23 protein-coding genes are annotated in these 26,339 nt (G+C 58.2%); 4 read left to right on the plus strand and 19 right to left on the minus strand.

From position 1 onward, the window contains the following. Positions 1–63: 63 nt before the first annotated feature. The 4 genes from hemG to pepQ are packed head-to-tail and all read right to left on the minus strand — an operon-like array spanning position 64 to position 4,055. Positions 64–606, minus strand: coding sequence for a menaquinone-dependent protoporphyrinogen IX dehydrogenase (hemG, locus tag N7V53_RS21210; protein WP_279794844.1), 543 nt, complete (start codon positions 604–606; stop codon positions 64–66). An 11-nt stretch (positions 607–617) separates the two neighbouring features. After that, positions 618–2,069 carry a Trk system potassium transporter TrkH gene (gene trkH, locus N7V53_RS21215; protein ID WP_023479564.1) on the minus strand — a complete coding sequence of 484 codons (1,452 nt, stop codon included), beginning with the start codon at positions 2,067–2,069 and terminating at the stop codon, positions 618–620. Positions 2,070–2,109: 40 nt separating this feature from the next. Next, positions 2,110–2,724: an IMPACT family protein gene (locus N7V53_RS21220; RefSeq protein WP_279794845.1), complete on the minus strand. Its 615-nt coding sequence runs from the start codon at positions 2,722–2,724 to the stop codon at positions 2,110–2,112. Continuing rightward, entirely contained in the window at positions 2,724–4,055 is a 1,332-nt protein-coding gene (gene pepQ, locus N7V53_RS21225; protein WP_023479544.1) for a Xaa-Pro dipeptidase, read from the minus strand. The genes N7V53_RS21220 and pepQ overlap by 1 nt, the downstream gene beginning before the upstream one ends. A 189-nt stretch (positions 4,056–4,244) precedes the next feature. Between pepQ and fadB the strand changes: the two genes are divergently transcribed. Further along, positions 4,245–6,434 carry a fatty acid oxidation complex subunit alpha FadB gene (gene fadB / locus N7V53_RS21230; protein ID WP_279794846.1) on the plus strand — a complete coding sequence of 730 codons (2,190 nt, stop codon included), beginning with the start codon at positions 4,245–4,247 and terminating at the stop codon, positions 6,432–6,434. Between the two features lie 9 nt (positions 6,435–6,443). Next, complete coding sequence (gene fadA, locus N7V53_RS21235) at positions 6,444–7,607, plus strand: acetyl-CoA C-acyltransferase FadA (RefSeq protein ID WP_279794848.1); 1,164 nt, start codon at positions 6,444–6,446, stop codon at positions 7,605–7,607. Positions 7,608–8,195: 588 nt separating this feature from the next. Here fadA and fre read toward each other — a convergent pair. Together fre and ubiD are read right to left on the minus strand one after the other, a co-directional pair. After that, positions 8,196–8,897, minus strand: coding sequence for an NAD(P)H-flavin reductase (fre, locus tag N7V53_RS21240; protein WP_023479600.1), 702 nt, complete (start codon positions 8,895–8,897; stop codon positions 8,196–8,198). A gap of 18 nt (positions 8,898–8,915) precedes the next feature. Next, positions 8,916–10,394, minus strand: coding sequence for a 4-hydroxy-3-polyprenylbenzoate decarboxylase (gene ubiD, locus N7V53_RS21245; RefSeq protein ID WP_023479541.1), 1,479 nt, complete (start codon positions 10,392–10,394; stop codon positions 8,916–8,918). Positions 10,395–10,572: 178 nt separating this feature from the next. Between ubiD and rfaH the strand changes: the two genes are divergently transcribed. Continuing rightward, positions 10,573–11,061, plus strand: coding sequence for a transcription/translation regulatory transformer protein RfaH (rfaH, locus tag N7V53_RS21250; RefSeq protein ID WP_023479606.1), 489 nt, complete (start codon positions 10,573–10,575; stop codon positions 11,059–11,061). Positions 11,062–11,065: 4 nt separating this feature from the next. Here rfaH and tatD read toward each other — a convergent pair whose 3' ends face one another. From tatD to udp, 9 genes are all read right to left on the minus strand, one after another. Next, a complete protein-coding gene (gene tatD, locus N7V53_RS21255; RefSeq protein WP_279794849.1) occupies positions 11,066–11,860 on the minus strand; it encodes a 3'-5' ssDNA/RNA exonuclease TatD in 795 nt (264 codons plus the stop codon). A gap of 30 nt (positions 11,861–11,890) precedes the next feature. Continuing rightward, a complete protein-coding gene (tatC, locus tag N7V53_RS21260) occupies positions 11,891–12,655 on the minus strand; it encodes a Sec-independent protein translocase subunit TatC (protein ID WP_094419083.1) in 765 nt (254 codons plus the stop codon). 2 nt (positions 12,656–12,657) lie between these two features. Then, positions 12,658–13,182, minus strand: a complete 525-nt coding sequence (gene tatB / locus N7V53_RS21265) for a Sec-independent protein translocase protein TatB (RefSeq protein ID WP_042716357.1) — start codon at positions 13,180–13,182, stop codon at positions 12,658–12,660. A gap of 3 nt (positions 13,183–13,185) precedes the next feature. Beyond that, positions 13,186–13,449: a Sec-independent protein translocase subunit TatA gene (gene tatA, locus N7V53_RS21270; RefSeq protein WP_042716354.1), complete on the minus strand. Its 264-nt coding sequence runs from the start codon at positions 13,447–13,449 to the stop codon at positions 13,186–13,188. 101 nt (positions 13,450–13,550) lie between these two features. Further along, positions 13,551–15,191 (minus strand): ubiquinone biosynthesis regulatory protein kinase UbiB, encoded by a 1,641-nt coding sequence (gene ubiB / locus N7V53_RS21275; RefSeq protein ID WP_023479548.1) that lies wholly within the window; start codon positions 15,189–15,191, stop codon positions 13,551–13,553. Further along, on the minus strand, positions 15,188–15,793 hold the full coding sequence (locus tag N7V53_RS21280) for an SCP2 domain-containing protein (protein ID WP_023479619.1): 606 nt from the start codon (positions 15,791–15,793) through the stop codon (positions 15,188–15,190). Before N7V53_RS21280 ends, ubiB begins: the two co-directional genes overlap by 4 nt. A gap of 11 nt (positions 15,794–15,804) precedes the next feature. After that, entirely contained in the window at positions 15,805–16,560 is a 756-nt protein-coding gene (gene ubiE, locus N7V53_RS21285; RefSeq protein ID WP_023479593.1) for a bifunctional demethylmenaquinone methyltransferase/2-methoxy-6-polyprenyl-1,4-benzoquinol methylase UbiE, read from the minus strand. A 66-nt stretch (positions 16,561–16,626) separates the two neighbouring features. Beyond that, complete coding sequence (gene rmuC / locus N7V53_RS21290; RefSeq protein ID WP_279794852.1) at positions 16,627–18,084, minus strand: DNA recombination protein RmuC; 1,458 nt, start codon at positions 18,082–18,084, stop codon at positions 16,627–16,629. A gap of 132 nt (positions 18,085–18,216) precedes the next feature. Then, positions 18,217–18,978: a uridine phosphorylase gene (udp, locus tag N7V53_RS21295; RefSeq protein WP_023479598.1), complete on the minus strand. Its 762-nt coding sequence runs from the start codon at positions 18,976–18,978 to the stop codon at positions 18,217–18,219. A 258-nt stretch (positions 18,979–19,236) separates the two neighbouring features. Between udp and N7V53_RS21300 the strand changes: the two genes are divergently transcribed. Next, positions 19,237–20,043 carry a dienelactone hydrolase family protein gene (locus N7V53_RS21300; RefSeq protein ID WP_023479553.1) on the plus strand — a complete coding sequence of 269 codons (807 nt, stop codon included), beginning with the start codon at positions 19,237–19,239 and terminating at the stop codon, positions 20,041–20,043. 23 nt (positions 20,044–20,066) lie between these two features. Here the strand turns inward: N7V53_RS21300 and N7V53_RS21305 are convergent, their stop codons facing one another. From N7V53_RS21305 to metE, 4 genes are all read right to left on the minus strand, one after another. After that, positions 20,067–21,095 carry an ABC transporter ATP-binding protein gene (locus tag N7V53_RS21305; RefSeq protein ID WP_279794853.1) on the minus strand — a complete coding sequence of 343 codons (1,029 nt, stop codon included), beginning with the start codon at positions 21,093–21,095 and terminating at the stop codon, positions 20,067–20,069. After that, positions 21,083–22,792 (minus strand): iron ABC transporter permease, encoded by a 1,710-nt coding sequence (locus N7V53_RS21310; protein WP_279794854.1) that lies wholly within the window; start codon positions 22,790–22,792, stop codon positions 21,083–21,085. Before N7V53_RS21310 ends, N7V53_RS21305 begins: the two co-directional genes overlap by 13 nt. Positions 22,793–22,795: 3 nt before the next feature. Beyond that, complete coding sequence (locus tag N7V53_RS21315) at positions 22,796–23,773, minus strand: ABC transporter substrate-binding protein (RefSeq protein WP_023479575.1); 978 nt, start codon at positions 23,771–23,773, stop codon at positions 22,796–22,798. 129 nt (positions 23,774–23,902) lie between these two features. Beyond that, positions 23,903–26,164: a 5-methyltetrahydropteroyltriglutamate--homocysteine S-methyltransferase gene (gene metE / locus N7V53_RS21320; protein ID WP_279794856.1), complete on the minus strand. Its 2,262-nt coding sequence runs from the start codon at positions 26,162–26,164 to the stop codon at positions 23,903–23,905. Positions 26,165–26,339: the final 175 nt, after the last annotated feature.

A 26,339-nucleotide genomic window follows, 5' to 3' on the forward strand; every position in this document is an offset into this window, starting at 1 on the left:
CCTGCTGACAACCCCTAATTTCAAAAAAGTTTTCGTTCGCTTATTTTTCGGTCGCAATGCCCATTAAACGGGCGTTTTGCTTTTTAACTGAGCGATTTCACGAGCGAAATGCGCCACTTGCTGCCAGTCGGTATAGACCACTTCCTGACTGGTGTTCGTTTCGCCCCCCGTCATCTTCATGATCAACCGAATCATAAAGCGGTCATACCAGCGATAACGCGGATAACGGAGCGCACCGGCAAACACGGCGCAGTGATCTGGCTTCCAGGGAGACGAGAGAAGGAACTTGCGCGTATAGCTATTCGTCTGCGGCGAACTCTTCTCTGGTTTACGCGCGACCAGGTTAACGGAATAGAACGCGCTCGGTAGAGTATTCAGCGTTTGCAGGTGCTTTTTCACAAAGCTCTCCAGCGCCGGGTGGAAATGACCGTAGCGAATGGACGCCCCAATCACCACACGGTCATACTTCGCCCACTCAACCTCCGGCGTGCGGTTCAGGTTCACCACATCGGCGTAAACGCCCAGCTCTTTCAGTTCAGAGGCGAGGTAAGAGGCAATCTCCCGCGTTTGCCCATCCCGGGTAGAGAAAAGAATCAATGTTTTCACGTAACGCTCCCTTATTCGCGCCAGAAAGTGGGGGTAAACAGCACCAGCAGGGTGAAGACCTCCAGACGACCAAACAGCATGTTGGCGATAAGCACCCATTTTGCCACCGGGTTCATACTGGCGAAGTTGTCTGCCACTACGCCCAGCCCCGGCCCCAGGTTATTGAGCGTAGCCACAACTGAAGCGAAGGCGGAGAAATCATCCACGCCGGTGGCGATAATCGCCAGCATGCTGACAATAAAGACCAGCGCATAAGCGGAGAAGAATCCCCATACCGCTTCAAGAATACGTTCCGGCAGCGCGCGCTGGCCGAGTTTAATACTGTAAACCGCATTCGGGTGCACCAGACGCTTCAGCTCGCGGTTCCCCTGCTTGAAGAGCAGCAAGATGCGGATCACTTTCAGGCCACCGCCCGTTGAACCGGCACAACCGCCGATAAACGCCGAGCATAACAACAGCACCGGCAGGAACAGCGGCCAGCGGGCAATACTGTCGGTGGTAAAGCCAGCCGTGGTCGCCATGGAGACCACCTGGAAGAAAGCCTGGTTCACCGTGGTCAGCGCCGAGGTGTAGACATCATGGAACCAGAGCACCACGGTACAGATGACCACCAGCGTCAGCTGCACACCGATAAACATGCGAAACTCCGGATCGCGCCAGTAGACTTTCAGGCTGCGCCCGCTCAATAGCGAGAAGTGCAAACCATAGTTACAACCGGAGATCAGTAAGAAGATAGCAATAATGGTGTTAATCGTCGGGCTATCGAAATAGCCAATACTGGCATCGTGCGTTGAGAAGCCGCCGATAGCGATAGTGGCGAAGCTGTGCCCGATAGCGTCAAACGCCGGCATACCGGCAAACCACAGCGCCAGCGCGCAGGCCACCGTCAGAAGCACATAGATGAGCCACAACGTCTTTGCCGTTTCCGCAATACGCGGGCGCATCTTATTGTCTTTCAGCGGCCCCGGCATCTCGGCGCGATAGAGCTGCATACCGCCGACGCCAAGAATAGGCAGAATGGCGACGGCCAGCACAATGATCCCCATCCCGCCGAACCATTGCAGCATCTGGCGATAAAAGAGGATCGCGTGCGGCAGCGAATCAAGGCCCACCAGCGTGGTGGCCCCCGTGGTCGTCAAACCAGAGAAGGATTCAAAAAAGGCGTCAGTTACCGTCAGGTTCGGGCTTTCCGAGAAGATAAAGGGCAGCGCACCGACGCTGCCCAGCACGGTCCAGAAGAGCACCACGATCAGAAACCCTTCGCGGGATTTCAGCTCCCCTTTCTCACGGCGGTTCGGCCACCACAAGATGGAGCCAATCACCAGCGCGGCGAGAAAGGTCTGGGTGAACGCGCGCCCCGCGCCGTCGCGGTAAATAAGGGCTACCAGTCCAGGTAAGATCATCGTTCCGGAAAAGAGGATGACCAGCAGTCCAACGATTCGGGTTATGGCGCGAAAATGCATCTCTGCCGCTTCCTATGGTGTTCAGAAAATCAGGTGGCGATTATTCTTCAGTTTTTAACAATTGCAATGCGCCACGGCTAAAATCAGCCAGCTTTGCCGAAAAGGCGTCCAGATGACTCTGCGGAAGCGCGACACGTAGCTGCACCGCCGCCTGATAGTCGCTGGAGACAATTTTCCCGTCGAACTGCCCAAGCAGCCCTTCGACTCCCGCAAGCTGTGCATAATCGCAACACAAAGTATATTCGGTTAACGGCATTTTGCGGGTGGTGGTGAGCTGCGTGAGCGCCTGCTGCACGCCGCCGCCATACGCCTTCACCAGCCCGCCAGTGCCCAACAACACGCCGCCATAGTAACGCACCACTACCGCGGTAATTTCCCCGACACCGCTGCCCATCAGTTGCGCGAGGATCGGCTTGCCCGCCGTCCCTGCCGGCTCGCCATCGTCAGAAAAGCCTAACTGTTGTGAATCATCCGGCGCACCAGCAACCCACGCCACGCAGTGGTGGCGGGCAGTCGGGTGTTCAGCGCGCACGGACTCGACAAACGCCTTTGCCGCCTCGACGCCATCCGTGTGCGCCAGCAGGGTAATAAAGCGGCTCTTTTTGATCTCCTCGCTAAAGGTGACCGGCGCCGCCGGAATAGGCCAGCTCTCCATTACGCCAGCTTCAGATCCCGCGTCATGTTCTCGGTACCATTTTCATGGATGACGACGTTATCTTCGATACGGATGCCACCAAACGGCTTCAGCGCCTCAATTTTCTGCCAGTTGAAGTGCTTGCCGAGCGGGCCATCGCGCCACGGCGCCAGCAGCGACTCAATAAAGTAGATCCCCGGCTCAATGGTGACGACCATACGTGGCTGCATCACACGGGTGCAGCGCAGGTAAGGATATTTCGACGGCGCGGCCAGATGGGTACCGGTGTCATCCTGCATAAAGCCACCGACATCATGCACCTGCAAACCGAGCGGGTGACCGAGGCCATGCGGCATAAACGGCCCGGTGATGTTCTGCTCAACCATCGCCTCTTCGCTGATATCGGTGACAATCTGGTGGCGACGCAGCAGTTTCGCGATGCGCTGGTGGAACTGAACATGGTAGTCAACGTAGTTAACGCCCGCTTTCAGTGTGGCGATCAGCGCGAGCTGCTCTTCATTCACATCTTTTATAAGCTGCGCAAAGTCGGTGTCGCTGTTCGCCGCCCAGGTCCGCGTTAAATCGGCGGCATAACCGTTATATTCCGCACCAGCATCAAGCAGGAAACTGCGCATCTCGGCGGGCGCACGGTGATCGAGTTTGGTGTAGTGCAGCACTGCGGCATGTTCATTAAGCGCCACGATATTGCCGTACGGCACATCGGTATCGCGATGCCCGGTGGCGGTCAGGTAGGCCAGGTTGATGTCGAACTCACTCATCCCGGACTGGAACGCTTCATGCGCCGCACGATGACCGATCACCGCGGTCTTCTGCGCTTCGCGCATACAGGCCAGCTCGTAATCCGTTTTATAGGCGCGATAGTAGTGCAGGTAATCAATCACCGCTTTCGGGTTGATATTGCTGGCGGCGATGTCGAGCTTCAGCGCGCGCTCAGGCACCGGGCCAATATAGGCGATATTGCCGCGCGCGGCAGGCAGCTGGCCGCCGATATCATCGGCTTTCGGCAGGGCAATCACCTCAATCTCTTCGGTCCAGAATGAGGTCGGCAGCGGCTCAACGTTATGCCAGTAATCGACCGGCAGATAGAACCACAGCTTCGGCTTGTTCACGCCATCCACCAGCAGCCAGCAGTTCGGCACCTGCGTAACCGGCACCCAGGCTTTGAATTGCGGGTTCACTTTAAAGGGATAAGGGTGGTCATCAAGAAAGACGTTAAACAGCTCACCAGAGTGAATCAGTAACGCGTCAAGATTACTGCGTGCCAGCACGTCACGCGCGCGTTCTTGTAGGGTAACAATATGATTTTTATACAGCGCTGCCAGCGAATCCATCGTCTTTCCTTCTGTTTATCAAGACCACAAGTTGTCGCATCTTAGCACACCTCCTTTTATGTGAGTGATTTCCGCCGAGCGTGATCGACGCTGCATTTTTTTAATGACTCATTTGCAATTTATTAACATAAAAACCACACTCCGCTTCATCTGGTACGACCAGATCACTGCTGAATTCTGGAGACTGACATGCTCTACAAAGGCAATAACCTGTACCTCAACTGGCTGGAAGATGGCATTGCCGAACTGGTGTTCGATGCGCCCGGCTCAGTGAATAAGCTTGATACCGCCACCGTCGCCAGCCTCGGCGAAGCGCTGGACGTGCTGGAGAAGCAAACAGATTTAAAAGGGCTGCTGCTGCGCTCTGAGAAAGCGGCCTTTATCGTCGGTGCCGACATTACCGAATTCCTCTCCCTCTTCCAGGTTCCTCAGGAGCAACTGAGCCAGTGGCTGCATTTCGCCAACACCGTCTTTAACCGCCTGGAAGATCTGCCGGTGCCGACCCTCTCTGCGGTCAACGGTTACGCCCTCGGCGGCGGCTGCGAGTGTGTGCTGGCAACCGACTACCGCCTGGCGACGCCGGATCTGCGCATTGGCCTGCCGGAAACCAAACTCGGTATTATGCCGGGCTTTGGCGGCTCGGTGCGTCTGCCGCGCCTGCTGGGTGCCGATAGCGCGCTGGAAATTATCGCCGCCGGGAAAGATGTCGATGCCGAACAGGCGCTGAAAATTGGCCTTGTCGATGGCATCGTCAAACCTGAGAAGATCCGTGAAGGCGCTGTCGCTATTCTGCGCCAGGCGATTAATGGCGATCTTGACTGGAAAGCGAAGCGTCAGCCGAAGCTTGAACCGTTAAAGCTCAGCAAAATCGAAGCGTCGATGAGTTTCACCATCGCCAAAGGCATGGTGATGCAGACCGCCGGTAAACACTACCCTGCGCCGATCACCGCGGTGAAAACCATTGAAGCGGCGGCGAAGCTGGGGCGTGACGAGGCGTTAAAGCTGGAAAACCAGAGTTTTGTCCCGCTGGCGCACAGTAAAGAAGCGCGCGCGCTGGTTGGCATCTTCCTTAACGATCAATACGTCAAAGGCAAAGCGAAGAAGCTTACCGCCGATGTCGAGACGCCGAAACAGGCGGCCGTGCTGGGCGCGGGCATTATGGGCGGCGGCATCGCCTACCAGTCAGCCTGGAAAGGCGTGCCGGTATTAATGAAGGATATTAATGAGAAGTCGCTCAGCCTCGGCATTAATGAAGCGGGCAAGCTGCTGAATAAACAGCTTGAGCGCGGCAAAATCGACGGACTCAAGCTGGCGAAGGTGATCGCCACCATCCAGCCGACGCTGGAGTACGCCGGGTTCGAACGCGTGGATGTGGTTGTCGAAGCGGTGGTGGAAAACCCGAAGGTGAAAAAAGCGGTGCTGGCGGAAACAGAAGAGAAAGTTCGCCCGGATACTGTGCTGGCTTCAAACACCTCCACCATTCCTATTAGCGAGCTGGCAAGCGTGCTGAAACGCCCGGAGAACTTCTGCGGCATGCACTTCTTTAACCCGGTGCACCGCATGCCGCTGGTTGAAGTGATCCGCGGCGAGAAAACTTCCGATCAGACCATCGCCAAAGTGGTGGCCTGGGCGAGCAAGATGGGCAAAACGCCGATTGTGGTCAACGACTGCCCCGGCTTCTTCGTCAACCGCGTGCTGTTCCCCTACTTTGCTGGTTTCAGCCAGTTACTGCGCGATGGCGCGGACTTCCGCAAAATCGACAAAGTAATGGAGAAACAGTTCGGCTGGCCGATGGGCCCGGCATACCTGCTCGACGTTGTCGGTATTGATACCGCGCATCATGCGCAGGCGGTGATGGCAGCCGGTTTCCCGCAGCGTATGCAGAAGGATTATCGCGACGCCATCGACGCGCTGTTTGAGGCGAACCGCTTTGGGCAGAAGAATGGCCTCGGTTTCTGGCGCTATAAAGAGGACAGCAAAGGCAAGCCGAAGAAAGAGGAAGATAGCGCCGTTGAAAGCCTGCTGAGCGATGTGCGCCAGGGCAGCCATGAGTTCACCGATCAGGAGATCATCGCCCGCATGATGATCCCGATGGTCAATGAAGTGGTGCGTTGTCTTGAGGAAGGCATTATCGCAAGCCCGGCAGAAGCGGATATGGCGCTGGTCTATGGCCTCGGTTTCCCTCCGTTCCACGGCGGCGCTTTCCGCTGGCTCGATACGCTTGGCAGCGCGAAATACCTCGATATGGCACAAGCGTATCAGCACCTTGGGCCGCTGTATGACGTCCCGGCCGGGTTACGTGAAAAGGCACTCCACAACGAGCCTTACTATCCCGCGGTTGAACCTGCGCGCCCGGTTGGCGCTTTGAAAACGGCTTAAGGAGTCACAATGGAACAGGTTGTCATTGTCGATGCAGTACGTACCCCGATGGGCCGTTCAAAAGGCGGCGCCTTTCGCCACGTCCGCGCGGAAGATCTCTCTGCGCACCTGATGCGTAGCCTGCTGGCGCGCAACCCAGGGCTTGAGGCGAGTGCGATTGACGATATTTATTGGGGCTGTGTCCAGCAGACCCTCGAGCAGGGCTTCAACATTGCCCGTAACGCCGCGCTGCTGGCGGAGATCCCCCACTCAGTTCCGGCGGTGACGGTTAACCGCCTGTGCGGGTCGTCGATGCAAGCACTGCATGATGCCGCGCGCATGATCATGACCGGCGATGCGCAGGTCTGCCTGGTGGGCGGCGTGGAACATATGGGCCACGTGCCGATGAACCACGGCGTCGATTTCCACCCGGGTATGAGCCGTAACGTTGCCAAAGCGGCGGGAATGATGGGGCTGACCGCGGAAATGCTGTCGCGCATGCACGGTATCAGTCGTGAAATGCAGGATGCTTTCGCTGCCCGCTCTCATGCGCGTGCCTGGGCCGCTACGCAATCCGGCGCGTTCAAAAACGAGATCATTCCCACCGGCGGGCATGACGCTGACGGGGTGCTCAAGCAGTTCAACTACGATGAAGTGATCCGCCCGGAAACCACCGTTGAGGCGCTCTCTACCCTGCGCCCGGCGTTTGACCCGGTCAGCGGCACCGTTACCGCCGGGACATCATCGGCGCTGTCCGATGGCGCATCGGCGATGCTGGTGATGAGCGAAAGCCGCGCCCGCGAGCTTGGCTTAACGCCGCGCGCGCTGATCCGCTCGATGGCCGTGGTCGGCTGCGATCCATCAATCATGGGTTACGGCCCGGTTCCGGCGTCGCAGCTGGCGCTGAAAAAAGCCGGGCTGACCGCCAGCGATATCGATCTGTTTGAGATGAACGAAGCGTTTGCCGCGCAGATCCTGCCGTGCATTAAGGATCTGGGGCTGATGGAGCAGATCGACGAGAAGATCAACCTCAACGGCGGCGCGATCGCCCTCGGTCATCCGTTGGGCTGCTCTGGTACCCGCATCAGCACCACGCTGCTCAACCTGATGGAGCGCAAAGATGCCCAGCTGGGTCTGGCAACGATGTGTATCGGTTTGGGTCAGGGGATTGCCACGGTGTTTGAGCGCGTATAACGCATCACCTATGCCGGGGGCGCTTCGCTTGCCCGGCCTACAAGCACACTCCCGTAGGCCGGATAAGGCGCTTGCGCCGCCATCCGGCACGGAACGCCGGGGGCGCTGCGCTTGCCCGGCCTACAAACACACTCCCGTAGGCCGGATAAGGCGCTTGCGCCGCCATCCGGCATGGATCGCCGGGGGCGCTTCGCTTGCCCGGCCTACAAAGCACACTCCGTAGGTCGGATAAGGCGCTTGTGCCGCCATCCGGCACGGAACGCCGGGGGCGCTTCGTTTGCCCGGCCTACAAGTACACTCCCGTAGGCCGGATAAGGCGCTTGCGCCGCCATCCGGCACGGAACGCCGGGGACGCTGCGCTTGCCCGGCCTACAAAGCACACTCCCGTAGGCCGGATAAGGCGCTTGCGCCGTCATCCGGCATATACGCTGAAAGAGAGAAAATTTAGTTGCCGTTTTTACCGCCTGTCAGGGGCGGTTTTTTTATGGCGTACGGCAACTGAGAGAGTCCCCGGGAGCATAGATAACTATGTGACCGGGGTGAACGAAGGCAGCCAACGCCGCTATGGCGGCAAGGGTGAAGATAAAATCAGATGAACGCGAACGCGTCGCCAAACAACCGATCCTCACGCGCGCCGCGCTCGTTACAGAAGAGATCGCGGGCGATTTTTGCCATCTCGAAGCGGCCGGCAATGTAGATATCGTGCCCGGAGAGGGAGCCGAAATCCTGCAACACGGCGGCAAGTACGGTGCCTGAACGGCCGCGCCACTCTTCATCCGGCTGCTCGACTACTGGCACTACATTCAGATTTGGGTGTGTAACCGACAGCGCTTCCAGTTCGGAGAGATCGTAGAGATGCTTCGCTTCACGCCCGCCCCAGTAAATGGTGATATCGCGGTCCGGCGTTTTTGCCAGTGAGGTGAGCAGAATCGAGCGCACATAGGAGAAACCTGTCCCGCCAGCAATCAGCACCATCGGGCGCTCTTCATCGTCGCGCAGCCAGGCATCGCCGTGGGGAATGTCGATAACGATTTCGCGCTCTTTCAGAATGCGATCCATCACCGCCATTGCGTAAAGGTTCAACTCGGAAGCACCGATATGCAGTTCGATATAGTCGTGCTGATCGGGGGTCGACGCCATGGAGAAGGGGCGCTTGTCGCGCTCATCCATCACCACCATCAAGTACTGGCCTGCACGAAATGAAAATGCCGCTTCCGGCACTAAACGGACGCGATACACGGTATCAGTGATGGCATCTACCGAGGTCACTTTACAGCTTAAGGTTGTCATGCGCTCTCTCTGTCGGGTCTATTTTTCGGCGTTCATTATGGCCAGTTCATCCCAGATGGCGTCGATTCGCGCCGTCACCTCAGGATCTTTCTTAATCGGGCGACCCCACTCACGGTCGGTTTCGCCGGGCCATTTATTGGTGGCATCCAGTCCCATTTTTGAACCAAGCCCGGAAACCGGCGAGGCAAAATCCAGATAATCGATCGGCGTATTTTCCACCAGCACCGTATCCCGCGCAGGGTCCATGCGGGTGGTGATCGCCCAGATCACATCGTTCCAGTCGCGGGCGTTAACATCGTCATCGCACACGATCACAAATTTGGTGTACATAAACTGGCGCAGGAAAGACCAGACACCCATCATCACGCGCTTGGCGTGCCCGGCATACTGCTTCTTGATGGTCACTACCGCCAGACGATAGGAACATCCTTCCGGCGGCAGATAGAAATCAACGATTTCCGGGAACTGCTTTTGCAGGATCGGCACAAACACTTCATTTAGCGCCACGCCCAGCACCGCTGGCTCATCTGGCGGCCGTCCGGTATAGGTGGAGTGGTAGATGGCATCTTCACGCTGCGTGATATGCGTAACTGTAAACACCGGGAAATTATCAATTTCATTATAGTAGCCGGTGTGATCGCCATATGGCCCTTCCGGCGCCATCTCACCCGCTTCAATATAGCCTTCCAGCACGATCTCGGCGCTGGCCGGCACTTCCAGATCGTTTGATATGCACTTAACGACTTCGGTTTTATTGCCGCGCAGCAGCCCGGCAAAGGCATATTCAGAGAGGGTATCCGGCACCGGCGTCACTGCGCCAAGAATGGTGGCCGGATCGGCACCCAGCGCCACGGCGACCGGGAAACGCTCGCCCGGACGGGCATTTTGCCACTCCTGAAAATCGAGCGCACCGCCGCGGTGAGAGAGCCAGCGCATAATCAGCTTATTTTTGCCGATCAGCTGCTGGCGGTAGATCCCCAGGTTCTGGCGCTCTTTGTGCGGCCCGCGAGTCACGGTCAAACCCCAGGTGATCAGCGGTGCGGCATCTTCCGGCCAGCACTGCATAATCGGGATGGTGTGCAGATCGACCGCATCGCCCTGCACCACCTTTTGCTGACACGGCGCACCGCGCAGACGTTTGGTCGGCATGTTCAGCACTTGCTTGAACTGCGGCAGCTTATCGAAAAGATCGCGGAACCCTTTTGGCGGCTCCGGCTCTTTCAGAAAGGCCAGCAGTTTGCCGACATCACGCAGCGCGCTGACATCATCCTGCCCCATGCCCAGTGCGACACGACGCGGCGTGCCGAAGAGGTTGCACAACACCGGCATCGCGTAACCTTTCGGATTTTCAAACAACAACGCCGGACCGCCCGCACGCAGCGTGCGATCGGCTATTTCCGTCATTTCCAGATAGGGATCAACCGGAAGCGCGATGCGTTTCAGCTCGCCCTGTTGCTCAAGTAGTGTCAGAAAGTCGCGAAGATCGGTGTATTTCATGGGGTTATGATTGCCTCCAGATAAGCGCTTTATTATACGGTGTTCGTCCTAAGGTTGCTGTATTTTTGTTAAATAGGCGTGAAATACAACGGCATTGCTCAGTCAGCGTTATAATCACCTTAGCCATCATGCGGTGGTTTTGATATTCTTGCGGCCGAACTTACGGAAAAGAGTCATTATGCAATCCTGGTATCTACTCTACTGCAAACGAGGCCAACTTCAGCGCGCCCAGGAACACCTGGAACGCCAGTCAGTCTCCTGTCTGACGCCGATGATTGCGCTGGAAAAGATTGTCCGTGGCAAGCGGACAACGGTGAAAGAGCCTCTCTTTCCAAACTACCTGTTTGTGGAATTCGATCCAGAGGTCATACACACCACGACCATCAACGCGACGCGCGGCGTCAGCCACTTTGTGCGTTTTGGCATGCATCCGGCAAGCGTTCCGCAGGCGGTGATCCAGCAGCTTGAAGCGTATCAGCCGGAAGGGATCACCGACCCGGAAACCCCCTACCCTGGCGACAGCGTTGTGATTACGGAAGGCGCGCTCGAAGGGTTGCAGGCGATCTTCAAAGAGCCGGATGGCGAAGCACGCTCCATGCTGCTGCTGCACCTTCTCAATAAGCAAGTTTTGCAGAGTGTCAAAAACACCGATTTCCGCAAAGCCTGACCGCTTAAAACGCAATACCGAATAGCCGCTTCACATTCTCATCCGTCGCAGTACTCAGCGCCTGCGGCGCTTCACCACGCAGTTCGGCAACCGTCGTCAGAATATGCCCAAGCAGAGCGGGTTCGTTACGGCGGGAAGCGGGCTTCGGTTTAAGATCGCGCGGCAGCAGCCAGGGCGCATCGGTCTCAATCATCAGCCGATCGGCAGGAATCATTGGCACCACTTCGCGCAACTCCAGCCCGCGCCGCTCATCGCACACCCAACCGGTAATCCCGAGACAGAGACCCCGCGCAATGCACTCCTGCGCCTCTTGAGCCGAACCGGTAAAACAGTGCAGTACCGCACCGGAGAGCTTATCAAGCCAGGGATCCAGCAGGGTGAGAAAACGCTGATGGGCATCGCGACAGTGCAGAAACACCGGCAGATTAAGTTCGGCGGCCAATGCCAGCTGGGCGCTGAATGCCCGCTCCTGCTCCAGCGGCGTTGAGAAGTTACGGTTGAAATCGAGCCCGCACTCGCCGATCGCCACCACCCCCGGCATCGCCGCCAGAGCACGAATCGCCCGCGCGGTCTCATCCGTCCAGCTGCTGCTGTCATGTGGATGCACGCCGGCGGTCGACCAGCAACGCGTATAGCGCTGCGTAAGCTGCTGCGCCTGCTGGCTCTCATGCAGGTTCGTGCCGGTAATTAACATCCCGGTCACGCCCGCCGCCTGCGCACGGGAGACAATATCGTCCCGGTCACGGTCAAACTGCGAGCTGGTTAAATTTACGCCAATATCAAACATTTTCTTTCCCATACAACAACCGCCCTGGCGGGCGGCTGATTATTACTCTTCGGTGGTTTCCGTTTCGCTCTCATCGTCCGGCACGCGACGCTTACCGACGTAGAAGCGGGCGAAAAAGACGCCGACTTCAAACAGGCAGTACATCGGGATCGCCAGCAGCGTTTGCGAAAAGACATCCGGCGGCGTCAGCAGCATGCCGACAACAAACGCGCCAACCAACACATAGGGGCGCTTCTGCCGCAGATCGTCCGGCGTGGTGACGCCCATCCAGCAGAGCAGGACGATGGCGACCGGCACTTCAAACGAGACGCCAAAGGCCATAAACAACGCCATCACAAAGCTGAGATAGCTGGCGATATCGGTCGAGACCTGCACCCCTTCCGGCGCGGTGTGGGTCAAAAAGCCAAACGCCAGCGGGAAGACCACGAAGTAGGCGAATGCCATACCGATATAGAACAGCAGCGAGCTGGAGACCAGCAGCGGCACCACCAGGCGGCGCTCATGCTTGTAGAGTGCGGGTGCAACAAAGGCCCACACCTGGTAGAGCACAACCGGTGCAGAGAGGATCAGTGACACCATAAAGGTGAGTTTGATCGGCGTGAAGAAGGGCGAGGCGACATCGGTAGCGATCATCGTCGCGCCCAGCGGCATCTGTTTGATCAGCGGCGCGGAGACCAGCTGGTAGATATCATTCGCGAAGTAGACCAGCGCGAGGAAAATCACCATCACCGCGATGATGCAGTTCAACAGACGTTTACGCAGCTCAATCAGGTGCGCGATCAGCGGTTGGGTATCGTCTACGGCCATGTTCAGGACTTATCACTTGCAGAGGGGGTGGAGTCGGAAACCGGCGCAGCGGTTTTCGCCAGAGAGATTTTTGCCGGGGCATTTTCTTCCGGCACTTCCTGGGGAGCCTGTTGCGGCGCGCTCACCTGATGTTCAGCAACGCCAGGCGTAACGCCTTCATGCTGCGCTTCGTAATCTTTCACCACCGGGTTATGGATTGTATGCGCTTCGTCACTCGCTTTTTCCGCGTCGTTGGCGCTGTAGGTGCGCTTCATCGATTCCGCCGCCTGACGCAGCTCGTCCATCGACTCTTTCAACTCCGGCGTCAGGTTGTCCAGGCTCGCTTTCTCCACCTTCTTCAGGCTGTCCTGAAACTCCTGCAGCTTAAGCTCCTGCGTCAGTTCGTTCTGTACGGTGGTCGCCAGCGAGCGCAGAGCGCGGATCCAGCCAACCACAGTGCGCACTGCAACGGGCAAACGCTTCGGCCCCAGCACCACCAGACCAATGATAAAAACGAGTAACAATTCGCCAAAACCTATATCGAACACGACTTACACCTGCTCTTTATCGTGACGTTTTTCGTCGCTCTTCACGACGTCGGGGTTACGGGTATCAGAGAGATTCTTCGCGGTAAAATCTGCATCCTGAGCCGATTTTGCCTCACTCTCTTTTTTATCATCGTCGCTCATCGCTTTTTTGAAGCCCTTGATCGACGCGCCAAGATCGGAGCCAATCGAGCCGAGCTTTTTGGTGCCAAACAGCAGCACAACGATGACCGCAATAACCACCAACTGCCAAATGCCGATACTACCCATACTCACTTCCCCTCTAAGAGACGATGTTAGAAAGAGGCCACAGTATACACGTTATGCCCCGGGCTGCATGTCCCTGACCGGCATGGCCAGGGCGAATCAGGTCAGCGCGTCTTACGCCAGCCCAGCAGCCAGACAAGCAGCCCGCCGCCCATTAACCACAACGGATTATTCGCCAGCTCAGGGCGGGTTATCAGCAATAACGTGCCGCTTAACAGCAGCGTCGCACCGATACCAAACAGATAGCGGGACTGCCCCTGCCGGACGCGGTTAACCTCTAACTCACGGGCAATTTTATCAACGCTTTGTTGCAAATGTTTTCCATGCTGCAATCCGTTGAAGATCAGTTCAGGAACTTCCGGCATTCTTTCGATCCAGAAGGGGCCCTTCTCCTTAATTGCCCGCACCAGCGCCGGGAAGCCAACCTGGTCTTTGATCCACGTTTCAAGGAAAGGCTTCGCCGTTTTCCACAAATCGAGCTGCGGATAGAGCTGACGCCCTACCCCTTCGATGTAGAGCAGGGTTTTTTGCAGTAATACCAGCTGCGGTTGCACTTCCATATTGAAGCGGCGCGCGGTATTGAAGAGGTTCAGCAGCACGTGACCAAAGGAGATCTCCGCCAGCGGCTTCTCAAATATCGGCTCGCAGACGGTACGGATGGCAAACTCAAACTCTTCAACGTTGGTATCTGCCGGTACCCACCCTGAATCAACGTGCAGCTCCGCTACTTTGCGGTAGTCACGGTTGAAGAAGGCGATAAAGTTTTCCGCCAGATAGCGCTTATCTTCTTTGTTCAGCGAGCCAACGATACCGCAGTCAATGCCAATGTATTGCGGATCTTCCGGGTGATCGTAGCTAACGAAGATGTTGCCAGGGTGCATATCGGCATGGAAGAAGCTGTCCCGAAACACCTGGGTGAAGAAGACCTGAACGCCGCGTTCAGCCAGCAGCTTCATGTTGGTACCGTTCTTCTCCAGCGCCGCGACATCGGAAACCGGAATGCCGTAGATGCGCTCCATCACCATCATGTTCTGGCTGCAGTAGTCGGAATAGACTTCCGGCACATAGAGCATCGGGCTGTTTTCAAAGTTGCGGCGCAGCTGAATGGCATTCGCCGATTCGCGCAGCAGATCGAGTTCGTCGATCAGCGTCTTCTCATATTCGTGCACCACTTCCTGCGGGCGCAGACGGCGGCCATCCGGCAGCAGGCGCGGAACCCAGCCCGCCAGGCGGTAGATCAGGCGCAGGTCCGCTTTGATGATCGGCAGAATGTCCGGGCGGATCACTTTGATCACCACCTCTTTGCCATTCTCTTTCAGCCGCGCGGTATGCACCTGCGCGATGGAGGCGGATGCCAGCGGTTCAATATTGAAATCATCAAACCACTCTTCGACCGGGCGATCGCCCATCGCTTTTTCAATCTGCTTTTTTGCAAGCCTTCCGTCGAAGGGCGCAACGCGATCCTGCAACATCGCCAGCTGATCGGCGATCATCGGCGGGAAGAGATCGCGGCGGGTGGAGAGCATCTGCCCGAATTTAATCCATACCGGCCCAAGCTCTTGCAGGGCGAGGCGAAGACGTACACCCAACTCCTTCTCTTTATGCCGGTTGGGCATCCAGAAGAGGGTTCTGCGCCACAGACGCAGCGGCAGGGTAAGACGCATGTTGGGGATGAGCTCATCAAGCCCGTAACTCAAAAAAGTCTGGATGATGAAATAGAGTCGCCGTAATTCTCCGGGCGTCATTTGCCCTCCAGTTTATCCAGTCGTTTGGCTAAGGCGTCCGCGGCACGTTCAGCGGCCGCTGTCTCTTCGGCAAACCAGGCGATTTCCAGCGCGCCCGGTGCCACGCGCCACTCTTCCGTTAAGGCTTCAGAGAGATAGCGCTGCTGGCGCGTAAAGCCGTGGCGAAAAAGGCGCGCGCCGCCGCGTAGAAATTTGCTGATACCCTCAGCGGCGATGTCGCCAGTCCACGGCGCAAGCACTTCCGCCGGGTCAAACTCGGCCTGATCCATCAGTGAAGAGAGGTTTTGTACGACCTGAATATCGCCCTGCACTTCCAGTTCACCGCTGCGGATAAGCGCAGTGAGCTGCTGACGGTCGCGCAGCTTCGGCAGCACGTTGAGGCGGGTAATGACCGAACAGTCGGCTTCCCCTTCCCACTCGCTCAGCACGTCAACCTGGCGCTCGCTGAAGACCAGCACAATCGGCGCGGAAAACTCCTGCACCACCACGCGCAGCACTTTGCCGTAGAGACGCTGGCGCGCCGCTTTCAGCGCGCTGTCGCGGTAAAAAAAGGTATTCAGCACGCGTTCAATTCCCGCGGCCACCATCGGCTTAAAGGGCATACGCACTCCTGTCAGAATTTGTAGCCACGGTGCAAGGCAACAATACCGGCGGTCAGGTTGTAGTAATCGACGTTTTCAAAACCAGCATCCTGCATCATCGCTTTCAGGGTGTCCTGATCGGGATGCATACGGATGGATTCAGCCAGGTAACGGTAGCTCTCCGCGTCGTTTGCCACCATCTGACCAATGCGCGGCAGAACGTGGAAGGAGTAAGCATCGTAAGCTTTGCTCAGCGGCTCAATAACCGGTTTGGAGAACTCCAGCACCAGCAGACGGCCGCCCGGCTTCAGCACGCGAAACATGGAGCGCAGCGCTTTCTCTTTGTCGGTAACGTTACGCAAACCGAAGGAGATGGTGATGCAGTCGAAGGTGTTGTCCGGGAACGGCAGCGCTTCGGCGTTCGCCTGCACATATTCAACGTTGCCGATAACACCAAGATTGCGCAGCTTTTCGCGGCCCATCTTCAGCATCGACTCGTTGATATCCGCCAGCACAACCTGGCCGGTTTCGCCAACCAGACGAGAAAATTTTGCGGTGAGATCGCCGGTGCCACCCGCCAGATCGAGGACTTTCTGCCCACGGCGCACGCCGCTGCAATCGATGGTAAATCGCTTCCACAAGCGGTGGATACCCATCGACATTAAGTCGTTCATCACATCGTATTTTGACGCAACCGAGTGGAAAACATGCGCCACCATATCGGCTTTATTTTCCTTGGCGACGGTCTGAAAACCAAAGTGTGTTGTCTCTTTTGAATCTTCCGCCATCTTAGTGCCTGCTATTTAAGGATTTGTTGATGAAGTGTATCAGATTGGACGCGATTGCCCTACGTTTCAACCGCCCGAAGAGGCCTTCACCGCAGCCTCTTCGCCCGGCGTCGCCATATCTAATCCATTGTCTTGATTATGATCGTTAAACGCGTCTTGTCCTGCCCGCAGACGAAATTCTTCGTCCTGATCTTGCGCCTGCGCGGCCAGTTCCGGATTAATCTCGCGCTTGATCTCGACGCCAAGCCCACGAAATGCCTCAGTTTGTGCCAGCAGGTTGCCGCGCCCTGAGCTGAGTTTTTTCATCGCCTGGCGGTAGTTATCCTGCGCCTTCTCCAGGCTCTGGCCAATCGCGGTCATATCGTCGACGAAGAGGCGCATTTTGTCATACAGGCGGCTCGCCCGCTCCGCGATCTGCTGCGCATTGCGGCTCTGGTGCTCGTAACGCCACAGGTTGGCGATGGTACGCAGGGCGACCAGTAGCGTGGTCGGGCTGACCAGCATAATGTTGTTTTTCAGCGCCTCGGTAATCAGCTCCGGCTGTCTGTCGAGGGCGATTAAAAAGGCGGGTTCCACCGGGATAAACATCAGGACGTAATCCAGGCTGCGCAGGCCGGAGAGCTGCTGATAATCTTTCCTTCCCAGCAGGCGAATGTGACCACGCACGGAGGTGATGTGCTCCTGTAGCGCCGCTTCGCGGGAAAACTCATCCTCGGCGTTGAAGTAGCGCTCGTAGGCCACCAGCGTCATTTTGGCGTCGATCACCACGTCCTTGCCCTGCGGCAGGCGCACAATGACGTCCGGCTGCATGCGCGCGCGGCTCTCGTTCTCCATGCTGACCTGGGTTTCATACTCATGCCCTTCGCGCAGGCCGGAGGCTTCAAGCACGCGGGTCAGCACCACTTCGCCCCAATTACCCTGGGTTTTGTTATCGCCTTTCAGCGCGCGGGTGAGGTTGATGGCTTCTTGCGCCATCTGGGCATTCAGCTGCTGGAGGTTACGGATTTCGTGGGCCAGGGTGTGCCGTTCGCGCGCCTCCTGACCGAAGCTCTCCTGCACCTGGCGGCGAAAGCCGTCGAGCTGCTCGCGCAGCGGGGTGAGTAAGCCATTGAGGCTCTGGCGGTTCTGTTCGTCAACGCGACGGTTGCTCTGTTCGAAAATACGGTTGGCGAGGTTTTCAAACTGCTCGCTCAGACGCTGCTCGCTACTGTGCATCTGGCGCAGTTTCTCTTCCGCATGCAGCTGGGTGGATTCAAGCCGGGTGGTGACTTCACGCAGATCCGCTTCCAGCGAGCTATTGATATGTTGCAGGCTGCGCAGTTCGTTATTCAGCAACTCGCACTCTTCGCGCCAGTGGCTATTCTGGGCGATCTGCTGGCGGGCGGCGCTCAGTTCACTGAAGACATCGCGCTGCTCGGCGAGCAACTCCGCCTGCTGCTGCGCACCGCGCCAGCTTGCGGCCAGCCAGCCGACCAGTAATCCTGCCAGCGCCACGGCTGCCAGTACGATGATTGAACTCTCCATTCCGCTCCCTCTTCATCACCCATTCCGTCGGGATTGTGCTGTATAAACGTCCAGTTTGGAAGGGCTTTTCTGCGAGGCGTTACGCAAATAAAAAAGGCCGAACGCGTCGGCCTTGTAAATCTGGAAGCGGGATTACAGAAGTCGACGCGCGGCATCGACCACAATTTTCACCGCGTGGCTTTCGGTCTGCTTCATGGTTTCCGCGTTCGGGATCTCCTGCTGGGTGCGGTTAACGATCACACCGGCAACCATCCCGGCGCGTAGCCCCTGGCTTGCACACATGGTAAGCAGCGTAGCGGACTCCATTTCATAGTTCATCACGCCCATTGACTGCCACTCTTCCATCGAGCCTTTAAAGCGGTTTACCACGCGGCCGGAGAAGGTGTCATAACGCTCCTGGCCCGGGTAGAAGGTGTCAGACGAGGCGGTCACGCCGATATGTTTAGTCGCGCCAATCGCATCGGCCGCGGCCACCAGCGCCGTGGTGCACTCAAAATCCGCCACCGCCGGGAACTCCATCGGTGCAAAGTGCAGGCTGGCGCCGTCAAGGCGCACGGAGGCGGTAGTGATCAGTACATCGCCGACGTTGATATGCGGCTGGATCGCGCCGGTGGTGCCGACACGCAGGAAGGTGCGGATGCCCAGCTGCGCCAGCTCTTCAACGGCGATGGAAGTAGAAGGACCGCCGATACCGGTAGAACAGATGATCACTGCTTTGCCATCCAGCTCGGCGCGCCAGCTGGTGAATTCGCGGTGAGAGGCCAGCTTGACCGGCTTATCCATCAGCGCGGCGATCTTTTCCACTCGCTCCGGATCGCCAGGGACGATGGCCAGGGTAGCCCCTTGTAAATCGTTTTTAGTGAGGCCGAGGTGAAAAACATCAGACTTGGACATAACAGACTCCTCTGTGGTCGGTATTATCGGGGGGAGGTAAAACGGTACTTTACAGAAGCCACGCGCTTGTTTTCGTGACTGCTGTCACCATGAATGAAATTGATTGCAATCAATTTCCATAAAATAGTGACGCGCGTCACACTAACACGTTATTCCCGCTAACTCAGCAGCAAAGATTGCCTGCGCACGGCGATTGCGCATGCCCTGGGCTTCATGACTATAGTTAGGGGAGCGCTAATAAAGGGTAGGGAGAATGTCATGACCACCACCAAACAGCCGGGCTTTGCGCCTGCGGCTTCACCGCTTGCGTCAACCACGGTTCATACGCCGGAAGAGAGGCTGATCGCAGGCGAAACTTCCATTCCAACGCAGGGCGATACCATGCCCGCGTATCACGCCCGACCAAAAGATGCCGAAGGCCCGCTGCCGATTGTTATCGTCGTGCAGGAGATTTTTGGCGTCCATGAACATATTCGCGATCTCTGCCGCCGGCTGGCGCTGGAGGGCTATCTTGCCGTCGCGCCGGAGCTCTATTTCCGCCAGGGCGATCCGAATGATTTTGCCGACGTTCCCACGCTCTTAAGCGGGCTGGTCAGTAAAGTACCGGATGCGCAGGTGCTGGCCGATCTCGACCACGTCGCCAACTGGGCGGCGCGCAACGGCGGTGACGCCCATCAACTACTGGTGACCGGCTTCTGCTGGGGCGGCCGCATTGCGTGGCTTTACGCGGCGCACAACCCGCAACTGAAAGCAGCGGTCGCCTGGTACGGCAAGCTGACGGGTGAAAAGACCTTAAACTCACCGAAACACCCGGTCGATATCGCCACCGATCTGACCGCGCCGGTGCTCGGCCTTTATGGCGCGCAGGATACCGGGATTTCGCAGGAGAGCGTGGAGACGATGCGCCAGGCGCTGCGCGCGGCAAATGCCAACGCGGAGATCATCGTCTACCCGGAAGCGGGTCACGCGTTCAATGCCGATTATCGCCCGAGCTACCATGCGGAATCTGCCGCCGACGGCTGGCAGCGCATGCTGGCGTGGTTTGCGCAGTACGCGAAAAAGTAGAGTTCCCACATGGAGGCGGCGTCCTATGCCGCCTCCAGCTTCCAGCCCTGTAGTAAACGCACGCAGACCGACTGCTGCGGTTGCAGCGCGGCGTGATGAAACGCTGTAAGCCCCTGCCCATCCGCTAAACGTAGCGCCAGCAAATAGCGCTCGCCCTGATAGATGCAGCTCTCCACCTGCGCGCTTAATCCTTCCCCGGCAATCTGCACATGCTCCGGGCGCACCAGCACCGGCTGTTGCGCGCCGTACCCGCTCTGCGACAAGCCGTGATGCAGCGAGGCGCTGTCCAGCTGTTGATCTCCGGCGGGCGTCGCCAGCGTCAGCACGCTGCCCTTACCAATAAAGCGCGCGACCCAGCCACTTTTCGGCTGCTGGTAGAGATCCTGCGGCGCGCCCCACTGCATCAGTTCGCCCTGATGGAGCACCGCAATATGGCTCGCCAGCGCCATCGCTTCCGCCTGATCGTGGGTGACATAGACAAAGGTGGCACCGGTGCGGCGATGAAACTCCCGAAACGTCTGCTCCATGGTGGCACGCAGGTGCCTGTCGAGATTGGCTAATGGCTCATCCAGCAGCACCACTTGCGGCTCGGAGACCAGGCAGCGCGCCAGCGCAACACGCTGACGCTGCCCGCCGCTAAGTTCGTGCGGCGCACGTGTGGCATACGCTCCAAGTTCAACCACCTCCAGCGCCGCCATCACCTGTTTTTGCCGCGCGGCACCGTTCACTTTACGCAGCTTCAGCGGATAACCGACATTTTCGGCAACCGTCATATGCGGCCACAGGGCATAGGACTGGAACACCATTCCCATATCGCGCTGCTCCGGCGGCGTATGGTGGCTTTTATCCGCCAGCAGGCGCTCACCCTGCAGCAAACGCCCGTCGCTTAATGTCTCCAGCCCGGCAAGAATGCGCAGCGTGGTGGTTTTGCCGCAGCCGCTTGGCCCTAACAACGCGGTAAAGGCACCCTGCGGCAGCGTTAAGGTCAGATCCCGCACCACCGCCTGCTCGCCAAACACTTTGCTGAGCCGTTCGAGCTTCAGTTCTGCCATGGGATCACTCCTTTCGGTAAATAGCGCCCGAGCGCGCCGAGCAGTAGCATCACCAGCGCGACCAGCGCCACCACCAGCACGGAGAGCGCCGAGGCCAGCACCTTATCGCCGCTCTCATCAAGGTTGAAAATCACCACGCCGATGGTCTCCTTTCCCGCGCTCCATAACAGCGCCGAAACGGTTAACTCATTAACCGCCGTAAGAAATACCAACAGCGCACCGGCAAATGCTGCCGGGGCCAGCAGTGGTAAGACGATATGGCGCAGACGCTGGCCGAAAGCCGCGCCCGCCAGGCTTGCCGCCTCCTCCATCGCCGGGTCAAGTTGCAGCATGCTGCTGTGCACCGGCTTCAGGCAGACCGTCAAAAAGCGCGCCAGATAGGCCAAAAAGATAATCGTCAGCGTGCCGCCGAGCGCGATATCAAGCAGCGGCAGCGGGCGGGCGAAGAGCAGAATGCAGGCGATCGCCAGCACCACGCCCGGCAGCGTGTAGGGAATATCAATTATGCTGTGCAAGCCGCGCAGCAGGCGGTTCGGGTAGCGCACCAGCAGCCACGCCAGCGGCAGGCTAACCAGCATCAGCACCAGCGCGGCTGCGATCGATAGCAGAAAACTGTTGCCGAGGGCGCGCGCCGTGGCGCTCTGCTCGGTGAAGAGGTTGTACCAGGCGGTGAGGGTAAAGGTCTCGCTGTTCAGCGGCACGCCGAGCGTCGGCACCAGCGATGTGGCGATCAGTGCCAGCAGGGGCGCGAGCAGGATCGCGCACAGCACTGCGCCGAGCAGCACTTCGACGGCCAGCCGCCCGCTTCCCAGCCTGAACGCAATCGCGCGCCCGGTTGTGCCAATCAGCGGTAAGGCATAGCGCCGCTGCATCCGGCTCTGGAGCATGACAATGCCAATTGCCAGTACGCCCATCAGCAGCGAGAGCGCCGCCACGTCGTTGAGCATTGAGGGGCCAAAGCTTGCCAGCGTCTGATAGATATGGATTGGCAACACGAAATAGGAGATGGGAATGCCGAGCATCGCCGGAATACCGAAGTTGCCCAGCGCCGAGACAAAGGCGATGGCGGCTCCCGCCCACAGCGCGGTGCGGCACAGCGGCAGCACAATATCGATAAATACACGCCATAGCGATGCGCCATTAAGCCTCGCCGCTTCAATATGCTCCTGCGGTAATGCGCGCAGTTGCGTACGTAGCGCGAGAAACACCAGCGGCGCATGCTGAATACCGAGCAGCAGCGCAATCCCTTCCGGCGAGTAGAGCGGGTTGCTGCTGCCAAACCCTGGCGCGATACCGAGGCTGTTAAGCAAAATGCTGCCGGGGCCGAAGAGTTGCAGCCAGCTCAGGGCGGTGACCTGCGGCGGGATCATCATCGGCAACATAAACAGAAACACCCACATCTGTTTGAGGCGGATGTTGGTCAGCGCCAGGCAGAAGGCAAACAGGCTGCCGAGCAGCAGTGACAGCAGTGTGCCAAGCCCGCTGGTGTAAAGGCTGTGCCAGAGCGCCAGCCAGGTCGCCGGGTTGCTGAGCACGCGCCACAGGCTGCTGTCACTCCCCTGCCGCCAGTCCACCAGCGCGGAGAGCAGCAGCCGCAGGCTGGGCAACAGGCTCAGCAGCGCCACCAGGCACAGCAACAGCCAGAGCAGCCCTTTGGTTGCGCCGCCGCCGCTGTTCGGCACGATTGCGCTACTCATCGTTTAACGGTTACCGAAGAGATCGGCGAAGCGTTTTTTGTTCGCCTCGGTCTCGGCCAGCGCTTTCGCCGCATCAAACGGCATCAGTTTGATGCTGTCACGCGGCGGGAAGCCTTTTGGCACCGGCAGCTTCGCATCCGCAGGCAGATAGCCCTGTTGCAGCACCAGTTTTTGCCCGGCGTCAGAGAGGACAAAATCGATAAACTCTTTCGCCCCTTGCGGGTTCTTGGTTCCCTTCATCATCGCTACCGGTTCGGTAACGACGCTGACGCCCTCTTTCGGGAAGAGAAACTCAACCGGCGCACCTTTGGCTTTTTCGCGGATCGCCAGGTAATCCACCAGCACGCCATAGGCTTTGCTGCCGGAGGCGATGGCGCTCATCACCGCACCGTTGCCGCTTTGCGGCATCGCACCGTTCTGTTTCAGTTTTTCGTAGTATTGCCAGCCGAGCGCCGGGTCGTTCATCAGCGTCGCCTGGTGGATCTGCGCTGCGCCGGAGTAGAGCGGGCTTGGCAGCGTGGTCATGTTTTTCACTTCAGGTTTGAGCAGATCCAGCCAGGAGGTCGGTTTGAGCGGTGCTTTGGTGTGGTAGGCAATGCCGGTAGTGATCACTTTGGTGCCGTAGTAATAGCCCTCTTTATCAAACAACTGTGGGTCGAAGCGCGCCGCTTCGGGCGATTTATAAGCTGCCAGCAGGTTCTGTTTTTTGAGGGATTCCATGGTCACGCTGTCGGCAATCAGCAGCACATCCGGCGCGGCGCTTCCGGCGGCTAACTCTGCCTGCAAGCGGGCGATCAGCTTGCTGGTGCCGTCGCGGATCCACTTCACTTCAATATCCGGGTGCGCTTTTTCGAAGGCGCTGACGGTCATCTGCGCATCGTCATTCGGCTGGCTGGTATAGAGCGTTAAGGTTGATTTTGCCCATGACGAGGCACTGATAAGAGCCAGCACAACTGCGGCCAGCACACGTTTGTTATTCATGGATCTCTCCCGCTGTTTTCGTTGCGACGATTAAAACAAGGGAGTTTGACAATCATGTTACGAAGGCGGGATGAGATGCGCTAAGGCAAGGACGCGCCGCCGTTTTTAACAGCGGCGCGGTAAGGCTGATTACTGCTGACGCAGGTTCTGCGCGGCTTTTACCATGTTTGCCAGCGCGCTGCGCGTTTCCGGCCAGCCGCGGGTTTTCAGGCCGCAGTCCGGGTTGACCCACAGACGCTCTGCCGGGATACGCTGCGCCGCTTTCTGCAACAGCTCCTCGATCCACTCAACGCTCGGGACGTTTGGCGAGTGAATGTCATACACGCCCGGCCCGATTTCGTTCGGGTATTCGAACTCTTCGAAGGACTCCAGCAGTTCCATGTCGGAACGGGAGGTTTCGATGGTGATAACGTCGGCATCCAGCGCGGCGATAGAGTCCATGATGTCGTTGAACTCGCAGTAACACATGTGGGTGTGGATCTGCGTCTCATCTTTCGCCACTGCGGCGTTAAGGCGGAAGGCTTCAACACCCCATTGCAGATAGGCATCCCAGTCGCTGCGACGCAGCGGTAACCCTTCGCGCAGGGCAGGTTCATCAATCTGAATGACGCCGATACCGGCTGCTTCCAGATCCGCTACTTCATCACGCAGCGCCAGCGCAATCTGTTTAGCGATGGTTTCGCGGCTGACATCTTCACGCGGGAAGGACCAGCAGAGAATGGTCACCGGGCCGGTAAGCATCCCTTTGACCGGTTTATCGGTCAGCGACTGGGCATACTTCGCCCACTCAACGGTGATCGGCTGCGGGCGGCTGACATCACCGATGACCACCGGCGGTTTCACGCAGCGGGAGCCGTAGCTCTGCACCCAGCCATTTTGCGTAAAGACGAAACCGTCGAGGTTTTCACCGAAGTACTCGACCATGTCGTTACGCTCGGCTTCACCATGCACCAGCACGTCCAGCCCCAGGCGCTCCTGCTCGGCAATCGCTTGTTTGATATGTTCCGCGATACCGGTGCGGTAGTTGCTAGCATCGAGGTTGCCCTTTTTAAAGTCCAGACGCAGGCCACGAATTTCAGTGGTTTGCGGGAAGGAGCCGATAGTGGTGGTCGGCCAGGCCGGCAGATTAAAGCGGGCGCGCTGCGCCTGAGCGCGTTCGGCGTAGGGGCTTTGACGCTGGCTGTCCTGCGCGGTGATCGCCGCCAGGCGTTTCGCAACGGCGGTGTTGTGCACGCGGGTTGAGTGGCGACGCGCCTGGATCGGGGCGCTCCACTCCGCCAGTTTGTCGGTATTGCCGCTGTTGAGCGCATCGCGCAGCAGCGCCAGCTCCTGGCATTTTTGCAGGGCGAAGGCGAACCAGCTTTTCACCTCTTTATCGAGGCGGGTTTCTACGCTCAGATCGATCGGGCTGTGCAGCAGCGAGCAGGAGGAGGCAACCCACAGCGGACGTTTACCCACCAGCTCTTTGATCTGCGCGTACTTCTCAGTGAGATCGGCGCGCCAGACGTTACGGCCATTAATCAGCCCGGCGGAGAGCAGCCAGTCGGCCGGCAGGCGCTGATGCAGTTCGGCGACGTTATCTTTGCCATGCACCAGATCAACATGCAGGCCCTGCACCGGCAGCGCGGTAATGGTATCGAGGTTCGGCGTGACGCCTTCAAAATAGGTGGTCAGCAGCAGTTTGACCTGGCCGTTCAGCGCGTCGTAAGCCGGTTTAAAGGCATCAAGCCAGGCTTGCGGCAGCTCCAGCACCAGCGCAGGTTCGTCAATCTGCACCCACTCGACGCCGCGTTTCGCCAGCTCCGCCAGCACCTGCTGGTAGACCGGCAGAATATCGTTCAGCAGGCTCAGGCGGTCGAACTGCTCGCCTTTGACTTTGCCCAGCCACAGGTAGGTAACCGGGCCAAGCAGCACTGGCTTGACGTTGTGGCCGAGCGCCAGCGCTTCATCCACTTCATCCAGCAGTTGGGTCCAGGTGAGTTTGAACTGCTGGCCCTGGGTGAATTCCGGCACCATGTAGTGATAGTTGGTGTTAAACCATTTGGTCATTTCCGCCGCCGCCGCCGGTTCGCCGGTCGGTGCACGACCACGACCGATGCGGAACAGGGTATCGATATCGACAGAGCCGTCTTTGTTCTGATGACGAGCCGGCACGTTGCCAAGCAGCAGGCTGGTGGTCAGAACATGGTCGTACCAGGCGAAGTCGCCGACCGGCAGCAGATCGACACCCGCTTCTTTCTGCTGATCCCAGTGACGTGCGCGCAGCTCGCGGCCCACCGCCAGTAACTCTTCACGGCTGGCGTTGCCGGCCCAGTAGCTCTCTTGCGCTTTCTTCAGCTCACGACGCAGACCAACACGAGGGAAACCGAGGGTGTGGTTAATAATTGTCATGTTCCTTCCTCTTTTATTTAGCTGATTCTGAAGGCAAAACTCTAAGTAGTTCGACTGGCAGGAAGGCGGCAACGTAGCGCATCCCCGGGAGCTTACTGAAGTAAGTGACCGGGGTAAGCGAGGCAGCCAACGCACCTGCAAGTTGAAATACGACGAGTTTTGGACGTCCAGATGT

It is taken from the genome of Kosakonia sp. HypNH10 (assembly GCF_029850615.1).
Taxonomy (GTDB): domain Bacteria; phylum Pseudomonadota; class Gammaproteobacteria; order Enterobacterales; family Enterobacteriaceae; genus Kosakonia; species Kosakonia cowanii.

Bases quoted from the DNA above. Each gene is read 5' to 3' on its own strand.
- trkH (WP_023479564.1), bottom strand. From the start codon at position 2,069: ATGCATTTTCGCGCCATAACCCGAATCGTTGGACTGCTGGTCATCCTC.
- N7V53_RS21220 (WP_279794845.1), bottom strand. From the start codon at position 2,724: ATGGAGAGCTGGCCTATTCCGGCGGCGCCGGTCACCTTTAGCGAGGAG.
- pepQ (WP_023479544.1), bottom strand. From the start codon at position 4,055: ATGGATTCGCTGGCAGCGCTGTATAAAAATCATATTGTTACCCTACAA.
- fadB (WP_279794846.1), top strand. From the start codon at position 4,245: ATGCTCTACAAAGGCAATAACCTGTACCTCAACTGGCTGGAAGATGGC.
- fadA (WP_279794848.1), top strand. From the start codon at position 6,444: ATGGAACAGGTTGTCATTGTCGATGCAGTACGTACCCCGATGGGCCGT.
- fre (WP_023479600.1), bottom strand. From the start codon at position 8,897: ATGACAACCTTAAGCTGTAAAGTGACCTCGGTAGATGCCATCACTGAT.
- ubiD (WP_023479541.1), bottom strand. From the start codon at position 10,394: ATGAAATACACCGATCTTCGCGACTTTCTGACACTACTTGAGCAACAG.
- rfaH (WP_023479606.1), top strand. From the start codon at position 10,573: ATGCAATCCTGGTATCTACTCTACTGCAAACGAGGCCAACTTCAGCGC.
- tatD (WP_279794849.1), bottom strand. From the start codon at position 11,860: ATGGGAAAGAAAATGTTTGATATTGGCGTAAATTTAACCAGCTCGCAG.
- tatC (WP_094419083.1), bottom strand. From the start codon at position 12,655: ATGGCCGTAGACGATACCCAACCGCTGATCGCGCACCTGATTGAGCTG.
- tatA (WP_042716354.1), bottom strand. From the start codon at position 13,449: ATGGGTAGTATCGGCATTTGGCAGTTGGTGGTTATTGCGGTCATCGTT.
- ubiB (WP_023479548.1), bottom strand. From the start codon at position 15,191: ATGACGCCCGGAGAATTACGGCGACTCTATTTCATCATCCAGACTTTT.
- N7V53_RS21280 (WP_023479619.1), bottom strand. From the start codon at position 15,793: ATGCCCTTTAAGCCGATGGTGGCCGCGGGAATTGAACGCGTGCTGAAT.
- ubiE (WP_023479593.1), bottom strand. From the start codon at position 16,560: ATGGCGGAAGATTCAAAAGAGACAACACACTTTGGTTTTCAGACCGTC.
- rmuC (WP_279794852.1), bottom strand. From the start codon at position 18,084: ATGGAGAGTTCAATCATCGTACTGGCAGCCGTGGCGCTGGCAGGATTA.
- udp (WP_023479598.1), bottom strand. From the start codon at position 18,978: ATGTCCAAGTCTGATGTTTTTCACCTCGGCCTCACTAAAAACGATTTA.
- N7V53_RS21300 (WP_023479553.1), top strand. From the start codon at position 19,237: ATGACCACCACCAAACAGCCGGGCTTTGCGCCTGCGGCTTCACCGCTT.
- N7V53_RS21305 (WP_279794853.1), bottom strand. From the start codon at position 21,095: ATGGCAGAACTGAAGCTCGAACGGCTCAGCAAAGTGTTTGGCGAGCAG.
- N7V53_RS21310 (WP_279794854.1), bottom strand. From the start codon at position 22,792: ATGAGTAGCGCAATCGTGCCGAACAGCGGCGGCGGCGCAACCAAAGGG.
- N7V53_RS21315 (WP_023479575.1), bottom strand. From the start codon at position 23,773: ATGAATAACAAACGTGTGCTGGCCGCAGTTGTGCTGGCTCTTATCAGT.
- metE (WP_279794856.1), bottom strand. From the start codon at position 26,164: ATGACAATTATTAACCACACCCTCGGTTTCCCTCGTGTTGGTCTGCGT.